This is a genomic window from Bradyrhizobium sp. AZCC 2230, assembly GCF_036924495.1.
Classification (GTDB): domain Bacteria; phylum Pseudomonadota; class Alphaproteobacteria; order Rhizobiales; family Xanthobacteraceae; genus Bradyrhizobium; species Bradyrhizobium rifense.
In genome coordinates, this window is sequence record NZ_JAZHRS010000001.1 from 5,392,513 (window position 1) to 5,410,324 (window position 17,812).

The 17,812-nt window shown below is 64.3% G+C and carries 15 protein-coding genes, 1 tRNA gene and 1 pseudogene; 13 read left to right on the forward strand and 4 right to left on the reverse strand.

The annotated features are described in order from the left end of the window. The first annotated feature begins 43 nt into the window (after window positions 1-43). The 3 genes and pseudogenes from V1280_RS25880 to V1280_RS25890 form a co-directional block, all read left to right on the forward strand. Window positions 44-1,273: an ABC transporter substrate-binding protein gene (locus V1280_RS25880; RefSeq protein ID WP_334530669.1), complete on the forward strand. Its 1,230-nt coding sequence runs from the start codon at window positions 44-46 to the stop codon at window positions 1,271-1,273. 206 nt (window positions 1,274-1,479) lie between these two features. Beyond that, window positions 1,480-2,763 (forward strand): glycerate kinase type-2 family protein, encoded by a 1,284-nt coding sequence (locus V1280_RS25885; protein WP_334530673.1) that lies wholly within the window; start codon window positions 1,480-1,482, stop codon window positions 2,761-2,763. A gap of 249 nt (window positions 2,764-3,012) precedes the next feature. Then, a pseudogene (locus V1280_RS25890) lies at window positions 3,013-4,956 on the forward strand (sensor domain-containing protein); the annotation flags it as partial. A gap of 175 nt (window positions 4,957-5,131) precedes the next feature. Here V1280_RS25890 and V1280_RS25895 read toward each other — a convergent pair. Further along, window positions 5,132-5,665 carry a MarR family winged helix-turn-helix transcriptional regulator gene (locus tag V1280_RS25895; RefSeq protein ID WP_334530676.1) on the reverse strand — a complete coding sequence of 178 codons (534 nt, stop codon included), beginning with the start codon at window positions 5,663-5,665 and terminating at the stop codon, window positions 5,132-5,134. A gap of 177 nt (window positions 5,666-5,842) precedes the next feature. Here V1280_RS25895 and V1280_RS25900 point away from each other — a divergent pair, with 177 nt between their 5' ends. Genes V1280_RS25900 through V1280_RS25910 form a run of 3 tightly spaced genes read left to right on the forward strand, consistent with a single transcriptional unit; the run spans window position 5,843 to window position 9,388 of the window. Further along, window positions 5,843-6,883: a branched-chain amino acid ABC transporter permease gene (locus tag V1280_RS25900; protein WP_334530679.1), complete on the forward strand. Its 1,041-nt coding sequence runs from the start codon at window positions 5,843-5,845 to the stop codon at window positions 6,881-6,883. Between the two features lie 7 nt (window positions 6,884-6,890). After that, window positions 6,891-8,660 (forward strand): branched-chain amino acid ABC transporter ATP-binding protein/permease, encoded by a 1,770-nt coding sequence (locus tag V1280_RS25905; protein WP_334530682.1) that lies wholly within the window; start codon window positions 6,891-6,893, stop codon window positions 8,658-8,660. Then, window positions 8,657-9,388 carry an ABC transporter ATP-binding protein gene (locus tag V1280_RS25910; protein ID WP_334530685.1) on the forward strand — a complete coding sequence of 244 codons (732 nt, stop codon included), beginning with the start codon at window positions 8,657-8,659 and terminating at the stop codon, window positions 9,386-9,388. Before V1280_RS25905 ends, V1280_RS25910 begins: the two co-directional genes overlap by 4 nt. On the opposite strand, the gene V1280_RS25915 is transcribed toward V1280_RS25910, so the two are convergent. Next, complete coding sequence (locus V1280_RS25915) at window positions 9,385-9,924, reverse strand: disulfide bond formation protein B (RefSeq protein ID WP_334530687.1); 540 nt, start codon at window positions 9,922-9,924, stop codon at window positions 9,385-9,387. The genes V1280_RS25910 and V1280_RS25915 overlap by 4 nt on opposite strands. Before the next feature lie 157 nt (window positions 9,925-10,081). Here V1280_RS25915 and V1280_RS25920 point away from each other — a divergent pair. Continuing rightward, window positions 10,082-10,166: transfer RNA gene (locus tag V1280_RS25920), tRNA-Leu, on the forward strand. A 199-nt stretch (window positions 10,167-10,365) separates the two neighbouring features. Continuing rightward, a complete protein-coding gene (locus V1280_RS25925; protein ID WP_334530688.1) occupies window positions 10,366-10,668 on the forward strand; it encodes a hypothetical protein in 303 nt (100 codons plus the stop codon). Between the two features lie 21 nt (window positions 10,669-10,689). On the opposite strand, the gene V1280_RS25930 is transcribed toward V1280_RS25925, so the two are convergent. After that, window positions 10,690-11,151, reverse strand: coding sequence for a DUF6314 family protein (locus V1280_RS25930; RefSeq protein WP_334530690.1), 462 nt, complete (start codon window positions 11,149-11,151; stop codon window positions 10,690-10,692). Window positions 11,152-11,232: 81 nt separating this feature from the next. Here V1280_RS25930 and V1280_RS25935 point away from each other — a divergent pair, with 81 nt between their 5' ends. Together V1280_RS25935 and V1280_RS25940 are read left to right on the forward strand one after the other, a co-directional pair. Next, the gene (locus V1280_RS25935; protein WP_334530692.1) at window positions 11,233-11,466 is read left to right on the forward strand and encodes a hypothetical protein; all 234 of its coding nucleotides are present in this window, start codon (window positions 11,233-11,235) and stop codon (window positions 11,464-11,466) included. 133 nt (window positions 11,467-11,599) lie between these two features. Further along, window positions 11,600-12,679, forward strand: a complete 1,080-nt coding sequence (locus V1280_RS25940) for a hypothetical protein (RefSeq protein ID WP_334530695.1) — start codon at window positions 11,600-11,602, stop codon at window positions 12,677-12,679. A gap of 123 nt (window positions 12,680-12,802) precedes the next feature. Here the strand turns inward: V1280_RS25940 and V1280_RS25945 are convergent, their stop codons facing one another. After that, on the reverse strand, window positions 12,803-13,762 hold the full coding sequence (locus V1280_RS25945) for a helix-turn-helix transcriptional regulator (RefSeq protein WP_334530698.1): 960 nt from the start codon (window positions 13,760-13,762) through the stop codon (window positions 12,803-12,805). A 292-nt stretch (window positions 13,763-14,054) separates the two neighbouring features. On the opposite strand from V1280_RS25945, the gene V1280_RS25950 reads away from it, so the two are divergent. From V1280_RS25950 to V1280_RS25960, 3 genes are all read left to right on the forward strand, one after another. Further along, window positions 14,055-14,297, forward strand: coding sequence for a hypothetical protein (locus V1280_RS25950; protein ID WP_148755338.1), 243 nt, complete (start codon window positions 14,055-14,057; stop codon window positions 14,295-14,297). 25 nt (window positions 14,298-14,322) lie between these two features. Next, window positions 14,323-14,574, forward strand: a complete 252-nt coding sequence (locus tag V1280_RS25955; RefSeq protein WP_334530706.1) for a GCG_CRPN prefix-to-repeats domain-containing protein — start codon at window positions 14,323-14,325, stop codon at window positions 14,572-14,574. Window positions 14,575-14,818: 244 nt separating this feature from the next. After that, window positions 14,819-17,512, forward strand: coding sequence for a DUF2235 domain-containing protein (locus tag V1280_RS25960; RefSeq protein WP_334530709.1), 2,694 nt, complete (start codon window positions 14,819-14,821; stop codon window positions 17,510-17,512). Window positions 17,513-17,812 lie beyond the last annotated feature (300 nt).

Here is a 17,812-nt window from a genome sequence, read left to right on the forward strand (position 1 = left end):
GCAAAAAAAGGAGCGCACACACCAAGAAAATAGGGAGATTGGAATGCCCGCTGTCACCGGCAAGCTTGCGGCCGCGTCACTGGCGCTCGCGCTCATTGCAGCCGCGACCTCCACCGCATCGGCCCAGAAGAAATACGATACCGGCGCGACCGACACCGAGATCAAGATCGGCAACATCATGCCCTACAGCGGTCCGGCCTCCGCCTACGGCATCATCGGGCGAACAGAGGCCGCCTATTTCAAGAAGATCAACGAGGAAGGCGGCATCAACGGCCGCAAGATCAACTACATCAGCTATGACGACGCCTACTCGCCGCCGAAGACGGTCGAGCAGGCGCGCAAGCTGGTCGAGAGCGACGAAGTGCTGTTCATCTTCAATTCGCTCGGCACGCCGCCGAACTCGGCGATCCACAAATACATGAACTCGAAGAAGGTGCCGCAGCTGTTCGTCGCGACCGGCGCCACCAAGTGGAACGATCCGCAGAACTTCCCCTGGACCATGGGCTGGCAGCCCAACTACCAGAGCGAGACACAGATCTATGCGAAGTGGCTGCTGAAGAACAAGCCCGACGCCAAGATCGCCGTGCTCTTTCAGAACGACGATTACGGCAAGGACTACGTCAAGGGCCTGAAGGACGGTCTCGGCGCCAAGGCGTCCTCGATGATCGTTGCGGAAGAGAGCTACGAGACCTCCGAACCGACCATCGACAACCATATCGTGAAGCTGAAATCGACCGGCGCCGACGTTTTCATGAACATCACGACGCCGAAATTCGCAGCCCAGGCGATCAAGAAGGTCGCCGAGGTCGGCTGGAAACCGCTGCACTTCCTCAACAACGTCTCGGCCTCCGTCGGCAGCGTGATGAAGCCGGCCGGCTTCGAAAACGGTCAGGATGTCATCTCCGCGGATTATCTGAAGGACGTGTCGGATCCCGCATGGGCCAATGATGCCGGCATGAAAGAATTCCTGGCGTTCATGGGCAAATACTTCCCCGACGGCGACAAGCTCGATAAGGGCACCATCGTCGGCTATGCCGTGGCGCAGACGCTGGTCCAGGTTCTGAAGCAGTGCGGTGATGATCTCACGCGCGAGAACATCATGAAGCAGGCGGCGAACCTGAAGGACTTCCGCACCGAGGCGCTGCTGCCGGGCGTGAAGATCAACACCTCGCCAACCGATTTCGCGCCGATCAGCCAGCTTCAGCTTGAGAAGTTCAAGGGCGAGAAGTTTGAGTTGTTCGGCGACGTGATCAGCGCCGACGTCGGCGGCTAGCCCATATTCCTGTGCGGGGACAACAAGCCCCCTGCGAGATGATCGCAGGGGGCTTTCTTGCCATAGGCCGATTATGATCACGCGATTGCACAATCGAATGATGGTAAAGTCTGCTTACGCTTTGGCGTCTGATGCGGTAGGCAGAGCAATGGCGACATCGTCTCCGTCGCCTTAGTCTGCTCACGAGTTTGCCGAAGGCCATCGTCATGACCGACCGACGCCCCCTGCTCCGCGCGCTCTACGACGCCGCCGTTGCCGCCGCCCATCCGAACACGATCCTGGCGCCGCATCTGCGGCCCGTACCCAAAGGCCGCGTGATCTGCCTCGCCGCCGGCAAGGGCGCGGCCGCGATGGCAGCGGCTGCGGAACGGCATTATCTCGACACGCTCAAGCTCGCACCGGAGCGCCTCGTCGGCATCGCCACCACGCGCCACGGGTACGGCGTGCCGACGCGCCGCATCCGCGTGGTCGAGGCCGGCCATCCCGTGCCTGACGAGGCTGGCCTCAAGGGCGCCGCCGACACGCTCGCGCTCGCGGGCGCGGCCGGGCCTGACGATCTGCTGCTGGTGCTGCTCACCGGCGGCGGCTCAGCGAACTGGATCGCACCCGTCGACGGCATCAGCTTCGCGCAGAAGCAGGCCGTCAACAAGGCGCTCTTACGCTCGGGCGCACCGATCGGCGAGATGAACATCGTGCGAAAACATCTCTCGCGCATCAAGGGCGGACGACTGGCGCGCGCCGGCCAGAACGCCGCCGAGATCGTGACGCTCGCGATCTCCGACGTGCCGCACGACGATCCGTCCGCGATCGCTTCGGGCCCGACCGTGCCCGATCCGACCACGCTTGCGGACGCACGCGCGATCGTCGCGAAATACAAGCTCGCCATCGACGATGCCGTGCGCCGCGCGCTCGACGATCCCGCCAACGAAAGCGCCAAGCCGGGCGACGCCGCCTTTGCGCGCGCGCATTTCGAATTGATCGCGCGCCCGAAGCAGTCGCTCGACGCCGCCGTGAAGCTTGCCAAGGACGCCGGCTACGAGACCATCGATCTCGGCGCCGATCTCGAAGGCGAGGCCCGCGAGGTTGCCGCCGATCACGCAAAACTCGCTCTCGCAGCCCGCGCGCAAGGCAAGCGCGTCGCGATCCTCTCCGGCGGCGAGCTCACGGTGACCGTGCGCGGCAATGGCCGCGGCGGCCCCAACCAGGAATACGCGCTGGCGCTAGCCTCGTTGTTGAAGGACACGCCGGACATCGCGGCACTCGCCGGCGACACCGACGGCGCCGATGGCGGCGCCGGCCACCCCACCGATCCCGCCGGCGCGCTGATCGACGCGGCGACCTTTGCGAAGATGAAGGCGCTGGCGCTTCAGCCGCAGGCCTATCTGGACAACAACGACGCGACGACGTTCTTCGAGGCAACGGGCGATCTTCTGCAGCCGGGACCGACGCTGACCAACGTGAACGATATTCGCGTGATTTTGGTCGACTGAGACAACCACCGCTCCGCGGGGCGTTGGGACCGGGCCGCAAAACCCTCCTCGCCTGTCGAACCTGGGGCCCCCGACCCCGTATGCTTAACGAAAAGTGTACGCAAGCGCGGTCCGGCCCGGATAGCGCCAGATTTCTTAACGTGAAATTCGTTGCAATTTCGGGAAGCTGCCTGCGCATGAGGCAGATCATGGCGATGATTCACCGGATTCTGCTCTAATGCTGCCGCGCTTGAGGGAGGGCAAGGACTCATGGACGATCATGACAGGCAGGTCGGCGAGATCGACCAGCTCGTCCTTGGCGGGCTGCTCGAGCAGGCCGTCAACAACCTTTGGCTCGGCATCATCCTTTTCAACCAGAGGCGTGAGGTCGTCTACTGCAACCAGCGCTACATGGACTTGTTCCGCCTTTCGCCGGAGCAGGTGCAACCGGGCACGCCGGTCAGTGATCTGATCAAGCATCGGCTCACGCTGGGGCTGAAGATCCGCGGCGAGGCCGATGCCTATATCCGCGCCCGAACGGAGGGCTCGGTCATGAGCGAACGAACCGTCCAGGAATTCGCGGACGGGCGGATCATCGCCTATACCGTCCACCCTCTGCCGAATGGCGGCGGCATGGCGACCCATGAGGACATCAGCGAGCGCGAGGAGCTCAGCGCGCGGCTGCAACAGCGCAACTTGCAGTTCGATATCGCGATCAACAACATGTCGCACGGGCTGTGCTTCTTCGATGCCGATCACCGGCTGATCGTGTGCAACAGGGACTTCATCGACATGTACGGGCTGCCGCCCGAGCGCGTCCGTCCCGGCATGCCGCTGTCGGAAATCGTCGACATGCGCTTCGAAGCCGGCAGCGTGCCCGCGATGACGCGGGACGAATTCATGAAGTGGCGAACCGGCGTCGTCGTCTCGGCCGAGCCCGTCGACAGCATCATGGAGATGCGTAACGGACGCACCTTCAAGGTCCGCCATCGACCGATGCCGGATCTTGGCTGGGTGGCGACCCACGAAGACATCACCGAGCAACGCCGGGCCGAGCTGAAGATCGCGCATATGGCGCATCACGATGCGCTGACCGACCTTGCCAATCGCACCTTGCTCAACCAGCGGCTCGCGCAGGCATTCGCGTCAAACCAGACGTTCGCCGTGCATCATATCGATCTCGACAAGTTTAAATCGGTGAACGACACGTTGGGACATCACGCCGGCGATGCCCTTCTGAGGGGCGTCAGCGAGCGTCTGGGCCGCCTCGTCCGTCCGAGCGACACGATCGCCCGCATGGGCGGTGACGAATTCGTCGTCCTGCAAATCCCGATCGGTGACCGGAGCGAAGCGGGCGCACTTGCGCAGCGCATCATCGAGCAGATGGCCGCGCCGTTCGAAATCGACGAACAGCAGACCATCGCAGGGGCAAGCGTCGGCATCGCGATGGCACCGGCCGACGGCACAACGCCGGAGCAATTGCTGCGCAATGCGGACCTTGCGCTCTACCGGGCCAAGAGCGACGGCAGGGGCACGTACCGCCTGTTCGAACCTGCCATGGACGAAGAGGTGCAAAGCCGCCGCGCATTGGAGCTCGACCTGCGCAAGGCACTCGCTGGCGGCGAATTCGAGCTTCACTACCAGCCGCTGGTCAGGACAGAGAGCGGCGAGATCAGCGGCTTCGAGGCCCTGATCCGCTGGCAGCATCCGAAGCACGGGCTGATCGCGCCGGGCAGCTTCATTCCGCTCGCGGAGGAAATCGGCCTCATCGTACCGATCGGCGAATGGGTCATTCGGCAGGCCTGCCGGACCGCGAGCCAATGGCCGAAACACCTCCATGTCGCCGTCAACATCTCTGCTGCGCAGTTCCGCTACGCCGGCCTCGCCGAGGTCATTGTCGGCGCCCTCGCATCCGCCGGGCTGGACGCAAGCCGGCTCGAAATCGAGATTACGGAGAGCGTCCTCTTGCAGGACAAGGAGGGGACGCTCGCCATCCTGCACCGGCTGCGTGAGCTCGGGGTCCGGATCGCCTTGGACGATTTCGGCACCGGCTATTCGTCGCTGACCTATCTGCAGTGTTTCCCGTTCGACAAGATCAAGATCGACCGTTCCTTCGTGCGCGACGTCGCGACCGATGCCGGATCGCTCAACATCGTGCGGGCGATTGCCGCACTCGCGAGCGGGATGGGAATGACGGCGACAGCCGAGGGCGTCGAAACGCGCGAGCAACTCGAGCGGATCGCCGCGGAGGGGTGCACGGAAATTGCAGGGCTACCTGTTCAGCCGTCCTTTGCCCGCGGCCGAAATCGAGCGCCGCTTCCTCTCCCTCGAGGCACCCGCGCTGCGCGACCGGTTCGCCGCCGCCTGATCTCCTACGGGAGCGCTCCCCTCAAAACTCGTTGGCGATCTTCGACAGCATCTCGAGCAGGGCTTCGCGGTTGGCCTGCCCCAGCAGCTCGTTCAACCGTGACTCGTGCTTGGTGGCGACGAGCTTCTTGGCGCGCGTCAGCACGGCCTTGCCCTTGTCGGTCAAAACCAGGATGTGCGATCGGCGGTCGTTGGTGGAGCGGATCCGGGCGCAGAGGTCGCGGCTCTCGAGATTGTCGAGCAGGGCGACGAAGTTCGGCCTGAGGATGCCGAGGGTGGAGGCGATCTCGGTCTGGTTACGGCCCGGGTTCTTCTCCACCAGCAGCAGCACCGAGAACTGCGCCGGCGTCAGCTGGAGCGAGGCCATGCAGCGCAGGAAGTTCTCGAACACCTTGAGCTGTGCCCGCTTCAATACGTAGCCGAGCTGCTCAGAGAGCTCGCCGAGCTGGAGGGCTTCGGCAAGACCTTGGCTTTGCCCCTCGGGCGCATCCTTGCGGCTCTTGGTCGCGTCCGCGGCTTTTTCAGCTGACTTTTCAGCGGTTTTGGAAACGGTCATCGCCTCATGCTCGCAATCCCGCTAAATTCGGGTCGGGTCGTTTGCCGCCCTTGAGATTATATTTGATAATTGTTATGGACTATATCAAATATCGTCAGCGTATTTCAATGGCTGTGAACGGACCATCCACCGCAACCGCGGAGACCGGTCCGGATCGTTGAGGGGGAGCGTCCGGTCTTGAACACCACCATCATGCTGTTCCTGCTGCAGGACGGCATTACCAATGGCGCGATCTATGCGCTGCTCGGCTTGGCGCTGGTGCTGGTGTTCGCCGTCACCCGCGTCATTCTGATCCCCCAGGGCGAATTCGTCACCTATGGCGCGCTGACCTATGCCTCGCTGGCCTCGGGCCAGATGCCGGGCACGGCCAAGCTTGCGCTGGCCATGGGCATCGTCGCCTTCGCGTTCGACCTGTTCGTGGCCCGCAAGGCGCTGCATGGCCGGCTGATCGTCCGCAGCGTCCTCACCAACATCGTGCTGCCGGCCATCGTGCTGGCAGTGACACTCTATTTCGCCGGCCAGAAGCCGCCGGTCGCGGTCTGCATCGCGCTGTCGCTGCTGATCGTCGCGATGATCGGCCTGTTTCTGTATCGGATTGCGTTCCAGCCGCTGGCGCACACCTCGGTGCTGGTGCTGCTGATTGCCTCGGTCGGCGTCCATCTGGCGCTCCAGGGGCTGGGCCTGCTGTTCTTCGGCGCCGAGGGCCAGCGCGGTCCGGCGGTGCTCTCCGGCGCCTTCACCGCGGGCTCGCTGCGCTTCACCGGCCAGAGCCTCACGGTCTATGGCATCACCATCGCCTTCATCGTCGGTCTGTGGCTGTTCTTCGGGCTGACGCTCTACGGCAAGGCGCTGCGCGCCACCGCCGTCAACCGGCTCGGCGCGCGCCTTGCCGGCATCCGCACCACGCTGTCGGGCCAGATCGCCTTCCTGCTGGCCTCCGTCATCGGCGCGATCTCGGGCATCATGATCGTACCGATCACCACGCTCTATTACGACTCGGGCTTCCTGATCGGCCTGAAGGGCTTTGTCGCCGCAATCATCGGCGGCCTCGTCAGCTATCCCCTCACGGCGGTCGCAGCCCTCTTCGTCGGCATCGTCGAAGCGTTCTCGTCCTTCTATGCCTCCAACTACAAGGAGGTGATCGTATTCATGCTCCTGATCCCCGTGCTGCTGCTGCGCTCACTCGCAGCACCCGCCGTCGAAGAAGAGAAGGACTGAGGCTGAGATGCAGAGCCGGCTTCCCATTCTCATCTTCGCGCTCGTGATGGCGGCGATCCCGTTCGTCCCAGGCATGCCGCCGTTCTGGATCGTGCTGCTCGACAATATCGGCCTCACCGCCCTGGTCGCGATGGGCCTGGTGCTGCTCACCGGTGTCGGTGGCCTGACCTCGTTCGGACAGGCGGCCTTCGTCGGCTTTGGCGCTTACACCACGGCGGTGCTGACGACGGCTTACGGCCTGTCGCCCTGGTTGACCCTGCCGCTGTCGCTGCTGGTCAGCGGATTGCTCGCGGTGCTGCTCGGTCTCGTCACGGTCCGCCTCTCCGGCCACTATCTGCCGCTCGGCACGCTGGCCTGGGGACTCGGGCTGTTTTATCTTTTCAGCAAGCTGGAATTTTTGGGTCGCAATGACGGCATCTCGGCGATCCCGCCGTTGTCGATCGGCTCGTTCAAGATGCTCTCACCCGGATCGATCTATTACGCGATCTGGGTCGCCGTGATCCTCTCGGCCCTGCTCACGATGAACCTGCTGGATTCCCGCACCGGCCGCGCCATCCGCGCGCTGCGGCGCGGCCATGTCGCGGCCGAAGCGTTCGGCGTGCACACGCCGCGCGCCAAGCTCCTGGTATTCATCCACGCCGCCGTGCTCGCCGGCCTCTCCGGCTGGCTCTACGCCCATCTCCAGCGCGCGGTGAACCCGACGCCGTTCGGCGCGCAGGCCGGCATCGAATATCTCTTCATCGCGGTGGTCGGCGGCGCCGGCTATGTCTGGGGCGGCGTGTTGGGCGCGGCCATCGTCGTGATCCTGAAAGAGGTGCTGCAAAGCTATCTGCCGCTGCTCCTGCCCGGCTCCGGCCAGGTCGAGACCATCGTGTTCGGCATCATGCTGGTGGCGCTGCTGCAACTTGCGCCCGGCGGCGTCTGGCCCTGGCTGATGTCGTTCCTGCCCGAGCGCACGGGTGGCAAGAAGCCGGACACCTCGCTGAAGCTCGAGTCGCGTACCCGCGCGGCCGGCCAATCCCGCGTCCTGCTTCAGGTCGAGAAGGCGCGCAAACAATTCGGCGGCGTGATCGCCGTCAACAACGTCTCCTTCGACGTCCAGGCCCGCGAGATCGTCGCGCTGATCGGGCCCAACGGCGCCGGCAAGAGCACCACCTTCAACCTGATCACCGGCGTGCTGTCGGCCACATCTGGCTCGATCTCGGTGCTCGGCAAGAAAGTGGATCGCGCGCCGCCGCAGGAGATCGTCAAGCTCGGCATCAGCAGGACCTTCCAGCACGTCAAGCTCGTGCCTGATATGACCGTGCTGGAGAACGTCGCGATCGGCGCACATCTGCGCGGCCATTCCGGGCCGCTCGCCTCGATGCTGCGTCTCGACCGCGCCGATGAGGCAAAACTGCTGGCGGAAGCCGCCCGCCAGATCGAGCGCGTCGGCCTCGCCGACCAGATGCATCAACTCGCGGGCTCGCTGTCGCTCGGACAGCAGCGTATCGTCGAGATCGCCCGCGCGCTGTGCGTCGATCCGATGCTGCTGCTGCTCGACGAGCCCGCGGCCGGCCTGCGCCACATGGAAAAGCAGCAGCTTGCGAAACTGCTGCGCGATCTGCGCGACGGCGGCATGAGCGTGCTGCTGGTCGAGCACGACATGGGCTTCGTGATGAATCTCGCCGACCGCATCGTGGTGCTGGATTTCGGCACCAAGATCGCGGAAGGCACGCCTGCCACGATCAAGACCAATCCCGAAGTGATCAAGGCCTATCTCGGAGTGGCGGCATGAGCGCGCTGTTGTCCGTCACCGATGCGCATGTCGCCTATGGCAAGGTCGAGGCCGTGCGCTCGGTCGGGCTCGACGTCGGCGAGAACCAGATCGTCACCATCGTCGGCGCCAACGGCGCCGGCAAGACCACGCTGCTGTCGGCCATCATGGGCATCCTGCCATTGAAGGGCCGTGTCGCCTTTGCCGGGCAGGATCTCGCCCGGCTCGACATCGAGGACCGCGTCGCGATGGGGCTCGGCCTCGTGCCCGAGCACCGCGAATTGTTCGTGACCATGAATGTCGAGGACAATCTCGAGCTCGGCGCCTTCCGTATCGAGAGAAGCAAGGCAAAGGCCTCGATGGAGCAGGTCTATGCGCTGTTTCCGCGGCTGAAGGAGCGGCGCAAGCAGCTCGCCGGAACGCTGTCCGGCGGCGAGCAGCAGATGCTCGCCATGGGCCGCGCGCTGATGGGCGCGCCGAAACTCCTGATGCTGGACGAGCCGAGCCTCGGCCTCGCACCGATCATCGTCGCCGACATTTTCCGCATCATCACCGAGCTGCGCGCCAGCGGCGTCTCCGTGCTGCTGGTCGAGCAGAACGCACAGGCCGCGCTGAAGATCGCCGACCAGGCCTATGTGATGGAGCTCGGCGAGTTCGTGCTCAGCGGCAAGGCCAGCGATATCGCGGCGAACGAGGCGGTGGCGGCCAGCTATCTCGGCTTCCAGCACGAAGGCGAGAGCGCAATCTAGCGGCTCGCCGTCCGCACAAAACCCCAGGCGGCGATCACAGCCATCAGCAGCGAGATCAGCACATTGTAGCCGGCCAGCGACAGGCCGAGGAAGCGCCACTGCACCTCGTCGCAGCGCACCACCTTGACGGTGTCGAGCCGCGACAGCAGATCGCCGGCGCTGCCGAGATTGACCACCGGCCCGCTGCAATCGGTCGGCCCCTTCCAGAACCCCCATTCGACGCCCGAATGGTAGGTGCCGAGGCTGGCATTGGCGAGCGCCGCCAGCGCGAGGATCGCGAGCCCTGCCAGCAGCAGCGGTCGCGGCGCGCCGCTCCGCGCCGCAAGAACCGTGAGCGCACCAAGCGGGATCGCGAGATAATAGGCATAGCGCTGCTCGAGGCAGAGCGGACAGGGCAGGATTTCCAGCACGAGCTGGAAGAACCAGGCCCCCGCGATCGTCGCTGCCGCGATCAGGGTGACGGCCAGCGAGGCGGTCAGCGCAGGGCTACTCGCGGCCGGTCGAAATGCGGGTATTGCAGCACTCTGGGTCGTCACGGCGGCCTCTTTCGGATCAGGCTTGGCTTCAAGGCTCTAACCCCCGCCCAGGCCCCTGTCGAGAACGCCAGGGATCACTTTGGCGCGGGTTGACCCCGCTTTTTCCATGGCTATAGTCCGCCGGCTTCGCGAGGCTCCTTCCCGGGACCGACCGAGGGCCCCTGTGGCGGAACTGGTAGACGCGCTCGACTCAAAATCGAGTTCCGCAAGGAGTGCTGGTTCGATTCCGGCCAGGGGCACCAGCCTTCGCTCGCTTCGCGAGCTACGGCTAGGCGAGCCAGGCACAAATCCATCAAAAGCGAAGCGGGCGAAGGCTGTCCCGCCGAAGCCTTGGCGAAGGCGGACTGCCTCCGCATAGCAGCATCTCGCCCTGCCCCTCCCAAACGTCACATCCTCCCTGTATAAACCGGTAGCTTCTTCCTCTTCCTCGAAGGAGCTCATATGAACGACCTGCACGCGTGGCTTTCCGAACAGCACGACGGTTTGCGGACCTTCCGGATCTTTCAGCATAAACTCGAAACGCTCGGTCGGGACGATCCCGCCCAGCGCGGCTTGTGCCGTCTCCTCAGCAATCTGGTCGGCAGCTATGTCGAGGCGTTTGACGAGGCACCGCTGCCGGTCGCAGTCGCCGAGAGTACCTATCAGCGCCTGCTGACGCTGCTGGCAAGCCTCGACCTCCGCGGCGATGCCGAGCGGCGGCTGGCTGATATCAACCGGGTGGCGACCTGCGAGCTTTGGCAGTGACGGCGCGGTCCGCCGCGCGCCTCACCGCATCCGCGTGTAGGTCGTGATCATCACGTAATCCTTGCGCGGACCCGACACGATGTGACGAATGACAAAGCCACCATCTCCGCGGAAGGTGTAGGTCGACTGGTAATGATCGAGATTGCAGAGATGGCCGGCGCTTCCGCTCAGGACGCCGCCATCGGATGCAGCGAGTTCGATCGCGTGGAATAGCCGTGGCGGAGTCTCCTTGAAGAAGACGTCGAATCCCCGGTCGCGCTTGCGGAAGACGTACTCTCGCTCCGTTTCAAGCTCGGTGCCGTTCTGGAGCGTCAAGCGTCCCTGCTCGCGATAGGCGAGGCACTCCGCGTCCAATGGCGCGAAGGTCGCAAGGCCCTGCATGCTCGCTTGACCCTCGATGACCCGGTCGAACGACCAGGCGCCGGCCAGCCTCGTCACGACGTCCGAGGCGTCACCCCAACTATCGATCACTGTTCCGTTCATGTCCCTCTGGACTTGAGTTCGACTTTGCCGCGCCGCTACCTATATCCTGTCGACAATGCGTGTCGAGGCAGTGAGCAAGTGATGGCCAGGAGACCCGCGACGGACACCGACGACCTGCCCCGCTATTTCGTCTGGGTCCGCGGCCTCGACGGGCCCGAGCCGCAGAAATGGGTCGACATGGAATTCGGCGTCGGCGACTGGAAGCGGCCGCTGGTGCTGGCCTGGCTGGAGCTGCCGGCAGATGAGCGCCGCCTGCCGCTGGCGATGCTGGCGCGGCGATATCCGCCACCGCGCGTCGACGGGAATGGCGCATAGGCCGGTCAGGTCTCCGAAGGAAAGCACCCGTCCTCGCCAAGCTTCCCAGCTGAGACATCATATTGTCTTTTCGAAAACTTCACTCTAAAGTTGAATTTTCGCATTGAATGTTCATTTCATCACGAGAACACACATGAACCAGCTTGTCGCGGGTGCCAGCGTCCCTGAACGAAATAATGCCGACATTCTTGCCGCGCTCAACAATGTCGCCCAGAAGTTCGCAGTCGATCCCGCGGCAATTGCGGCGATCATTCACTCGGAGTCGGTCTGGGACACGCGCTGCGTGACCGGAAGCTATATCGGCCTTACGCAAGTCGGCCCCGATTTCGTCGAGTCGCTCGGCCTTGATACGAGTGCCTTCTTGAATCTGGGTGCCGCGGATCAGATCAACGACTACGGGAGATGGCTTGCTTATTACAACTACTCCCAGCAAATGACGCGATACAGTATGAACGTAGCCGCACAACCGATCGCGAGACAGGCGGCCGTCTTGCAAGCCGTGCAATTCTCCCCAAACGGGGTAAAATGGAAGAAGGCTTTCGGGCAGGGCGACTATTCCGTACCATCGACGCTCTCAAAGCAGGCCCGATTTCTGGGCGACACATCGATCAGCGACATGGAGGCGTACTACACCGGCTTCTTCCAGCAACACCCTCCCAGCTATGCAGGGAATTTCGGGCCCACCGCAATGTTGGCACGTGCGGCAAACGCTTTGGCTCCGGCCGCTGCCCTCGAAGCCAATGCGGGCATTCAGGCGGCAGCACCGTCGCAAGACAAGGACGCGATCGCAAATCTGATTGCTCTGGGGTCGGACATCAGCAGCCTAAACGCCGCGCAAGCCACGGCGGCGCAGCGCTTGCTGAATTTTGACGGCGAAATCTATCCATCGGATGGTTGCGCCATCACTCTTTCTGTTCTGCTCCAGAAGGCGCAGATCAATATCGCCGACACGTACTTGGCCTTCGATCTCGGCAACAAGCTGAAGGGAAGAGGCTGGACCGTAGTTCCGGTCGGAGGACAGCAAGCCGGCGATGTCGGCTCGACTTGCGGACCAACGCCGCATCATGGAACGGATCACATTTATCTCGTTCTCAAGCCCGTCAATTCAGACGAAATGCTGATCGCCGACAACCAGGCGCAGGCACCACATTTTCGGTGGGCTAGTGGCAAGGGCGGGAAAAGCCCAACAACATTCTTCCTCCGTGCCACCTGAGTCTGCGCCAGTTACGACTGGCACGGCGATCGCTACGGGTGAACATTTCATTGGATGGGTTGGCCGCGCGGTCGCGCGAGGCGCGACCCAGCTGGGGTCATTCACCGCGGCGGAAGAGATCCCTCACCTGCCCCGCGCCGCGGTCGGCGTCAGGCCGAACCTGCGGCGAAAGCAGCGATTGAAGTAAGAGAGATCGTTGAAGCCGCAGGCGAAGGCGATGTCGCTGATGCGGCCTTCGCGATGGGCGAGCAAATCGGCCGCCTTGCGCAGGCGCAGCTCGGTCAGGCGGGTGGTGAAGCTCGCGCCCGCCTCGAACAAGAGCTCGTTGACATAGCGCTCGGAAAGACCGGCGGCCGTGGCGAGCTTTTGCGCGGAAAAGTCCGGCTCGTGGAAGCGCACCTCGAGGATCGACAGCACGGCTTTCAGCCGCACCGCGCGCAGACCCCGGCGCCGTGCCGCGGCCGCGATGTCGCTGCGGGCACCCAGGCCGATCGCGGCGAGATCGAGCAAATGGGATGCGATCGCCATGCCGGCCTCGTCGGCGGCCACGGGATGACGAAGCAACAGGTCGCTATAGTCCATCACCAGCGACAGCGCGCCGCCGGGCTCGAGCTCGCAGCCGACGAGGTCGTCGACATCGGCGACCATCGTACGCAGTGAATCGACCGGCAGATGCACGTTGGTGAAACGCTTCTGGCTCGCGCCATCGGCGGCGAAGAACGGCTCGTCGAGCTTGAGCAGCACCATCGATCCCGCCCGCATGGTGAATTCGCGGCCGCGATGAACCACCTGCGAGGAACGATCGCCGGTGTTGCGCACGAGGCAAAAGCGGTCATCGCCGGTCTCGACCACCTGGCGCTTTTCCCGCCGCACCGTGACGAAGCTGCCGTCGCAGCGGCCGAGCATGGTGGTACCGATATGGATCGAGTTCATCGTGGCGCGAAACGGCACGTCGGAGGCCGGGTCGAGCTCGCCGGTGTTGGAAAAATGCTCGAACAGCTCGGCGAAGCGGATGAAGCGCTGCCGGTCGGACAGATCCTGCGGCAGCATCTCGGTCGAGAGCGACTTCCTGATGACGGACATCGACAAGGACTTCCGGGAAAGGCTTTTTCGGAAAAAATCGCGCAGAAAACGATTGAGCCTTGCAAGCCGGGGATGAGCCCGCGCTGAAGGCCGACGGTCACAGGCTACCAGTACGGCCACCTGATTCAAGCTGCGCCGGTCAGTCCAAGCCGCAGCGCCTCGGGCGCCGGACAGTCCAAGACGGCCCGCACACACCCATCCTATTCAGGCAGCGGATGCGACATCCCGCCACACGCGAATCGCGTCCGGGCAACCGGGCGGCCCCGGCCTGACGCCCGCTGGAGGAGACAACATGCGAACCTCTCTACCCCGCAGCCTCGTGCTTGGCGGCGCTATCGCAACCAGCCTCTGCATCGGCTACGCGCTCGGCGCACAACCGCACATGGACGAGGCGGTGGCGATCCTGCAATCGGCCCGCGCCGAGCTCGTCAAGGCCGAGCCCAACAAGGGCGGCCATCGCGAACGGGCGCTGGGGCTGATCGACCAGGCGATCACCGAAGTGCGCGCCGGCATCGCTTTCGCAGCCACCCACTGAGCGACGCAATCCAGGAGGACACAGCATGATACGAACCGTGTTTGCCGCGGCGCTCGCGCTCGGCGCCATCGTCAGCTCTGCCCAGGCCATGCCGCTGGCGCCGTTCGGCGCGCAGAGCAATGGCGATGTCATTGCGGTCGCCGGCGGCTGCGGCGCCGGCTGGCACCGCGGGCCCTATGGCGGCTGCTTGCGAAATTTCGCCAACCCCGCCGCGCATGCCTGCCCGCGCGGCTTCCATATCGGCCCCGGCGGCGCCTGCCGCGGCAACGGCAGGTAAGCCCCAGCCACACACACCACGCTTTGCAAATAGCCGTCATGCCCGGGCTTGCCCGGGCATTTCTTTTGCCGATTGTGGCGGAGATCATAGACAGCCGCAGCGAAACGGCGCAATCGTCCTTGCTACCTCAGCGCGATTGTGGACGAAATACATCCATTAAATCACGATGTAACCACTGATTGAATTTGAAGGATGCCGCCCGAACGGGGCGTCAAGCATCCCCAACTGATTTCTGGAGGAGTCCATGACGCACCAGGACAGGGCGCTGCATGGCGGTGCTGCAAGGGCGGACCATACGCTCGATCAATCAAATGCCGCGGCGAATGCACCCGACGCAAATCCGCCGCGCAAGCTGGTGCTGTTCGCCGACGGCACCGGCAATGCCTTCACCACTCAGGAATCCAGCGTCTGGCGGCTCTACGAGGCGCTCGACCATACCAAGCCCGATCAGATCGCCTACTACATCAAGGGCGTCGGCACCGCCGGCTGGGCGCCGCTCGCAGCCCTCGACGGCGCCACCGGCATCGGTGTGCCCGCCAACGTCCGCAGGCTCTATCGCTTCCTGTGCTGGAACTGGCGCGAGGGCGACGAGATCTACATCTTCGGCTTCAGCCGCGGCGCCTTCACCGCGCGAACGCTGGCAGCCCTGATCGCGAGCCAGGGCCTGGTACCGGCGGTGATCGACAAGGTCGCCGTGTCGCATGCGGAGATGCAGCGCAACACGATGGCCGCGTGGCGGGAGTACCGCAAGGAGTCGGTCGGCTATCGCAGCCTGCCGACGATCTGGGTCGTCCGCTGGATTCGCGACGTGCTGATCTATCTCTATCAACTCGTTTTCCGGCAACGCTCCTACGCGACGGTCCGCGAGGCCATGGACGGCCGCAAGGAGGTTAGAATCGAATTCCTCGGACTGTTCGACACAGTCGAGGCGTTCGGCGTGCCGATCGAGGAGCTCCGTGTCGCGATCGACTGGGCGATCTGGCCGATCTCGTTCCGAAACTACCGGCTCTCCGACAAGGTGAAGCACGCCTGCCAGGCACTCGCACTCGATGACGAGCGCACCACCTTCCATCCGCTGCGCATCGACCAGGCCGGCCTTGCCGAGGGGCAGATCGTCAAGGAGGTGTGGTTCGCGGGCTCGCATTCCGACATCGGCGGCGGCTATCCGGAATCCACGCTGTCCTTCGTGCCGTTGGTCTGGATGGCCGAGCAGCTCGGCAACCAGCTCCGCTTCCAGGACGGCACGATCGCGCGCTTCCGCGAGTACCAGTCGGCGATCGGGCCGATGCACGATTCGCGCAGCGGCGCCGGCGTGCTGTACCGCTACGGTCCGCGGCCGATCCACGATCGCGTGGAGGATGGCGGACCGCCGGTGGTGCACTTCGGCGTGGTCGAGCGCATGCTGCACGGATGCGACAATTATGCGCCGCTGATGCTTCCGGCCAATGCCAAAGTGCTGCTGCCGGAGGGACAGGTGCTGCCGCTGACGCGCGACGAAACGCGCAAGGCCATGCGGTCCGCCTACGCGAAGCGAGAAGGCGACGGCCACAGGGCGGCGGAAGCCGACGCCTTCATGGCGATGAGCCCGCCGAATCCCGAGATGGCGCGGCAGGTTCTCGATACCGTGTGGTGGCGCCGCTTCGCCTATTTCTCGCTGCTGATCGCGCTCGGCATCCTGGTCGCATGGCCCTGGATCGCGCGCTCCGTCGTGGGCTCGACCAAGGAGCACTGGCTTGAGGATACCACCCTGCTCAAATGGATCACGGCGATCGACAACGGCACGAGCACGGTCGTCAAGCCGTTCGCCGATCTGCTCGCGAGCGTGCTGCCGTCCTACGCGGCACCATGGCTTGCGATCGCGCTGTATTATCCCTTCGTCACCACGGTCCTCGTCATCATCATCCTGATCGCGTGGAACAGGAATGCGGCGCTGCGCGACAGCATTCAGGAACGCGCCCGACTGGCCTGGTACCGGCCCGACCGGATGGCCTCGCGACGCCGGGTCAGCAAATCCGGCTGGTTGCTCGCGATCGGCCGCTGGATGCGGCTGCATGCCTGGCCGGTGCGCATGGCCTTCACCAACGTCCTGATGCCGGGTGTCTTCCTCATCGCCATTTTCGGCTCCGCTCTGCTGTTGCTGTCGCGCGGCTATCTCGACTGGCGCGCGGGCGTCGGCGACTTCTGCAAGAGCAGCGCATCGACGAATGCCGTCGGCGATACGCCGGTCGCGGCCCGCGACGGCGAATTGTTCGACGTCAGCGATTTCTGCTGGCCAAGCCGCCTCGCGGTCGAGAAGGGCCGCAAATACCGCGTCTGGATCGAGATGGCCGATCCGTGGTTCGACCGCACCATCATGACCGGCCTCAACGGATTCAAGACCCCGCTGGATCCGACCCACCGCCTCGCCGTCCCGCTCCTGCGGCTGCAGGGCGCCGACTGGTTCCAGCCGGTGGTGCGGATAGGCGCGCGCGGATCGTACGATCTGCCGCTGCAGGCCATCAACGGACTGCCCGCGAACGAGCTGCCGCGGCGGGTCAATGCGACGGTGCCGGCCTATGAGGACGAGAGCAAGAACAACTACCCGATCCATGTCGAGGACTCCGCCGAGTTCAAGACACAAGGCAGCGAATTGAATCGTGTCTGGAAGCCGTTCGGAGATTTCGAACAGATCCCGGCCGCCGCGCTGCCGGCGGCGCGCGCGCTCTGGCGCAAGCAGGGACTGCCCGAGCTGTTCGTCGCGGAATTCGAGGCGCCCGAGGCCGGCGAGCTGTTCTTCTACGTCAACGACGCCGTCCAGCTTTTTCCGCGATTCATCTCCACGCGGCTCGCGCCGCGCTGGCTCGTGCCGGTGCAGGGCCGGCGCGTGCAGTTCTACAAAAACAACAGCGGAACGGCGACGATCCGCCTCCAGCGGTTGCCAGCGCCCGCGCCCCCATGATTATGGGTGTCGCGCCCGCAGCGCCGAATGCGCGACCACCGCGATCCTGGGCTGGGGAAGCCAGCCACCCGGCGCGGGTCCACTTTGGGGGACGACGACACGACCCCGGCTTGCGCTGCTTTGTCGCAGACCGTCGCGCAAATTCGATAATTCGTGACATAGCATCTTGCACAACGAAAGATTGCAAGGCAAGTTAAGGACACCGGACGCATGGGCGTTGCCACCCGAAGACCGTTTTTCGTGGCAATCGCAGATTTTTTTATCAACCCGGTCAGGCTCCGGCATGTCGGCCCTGATCGC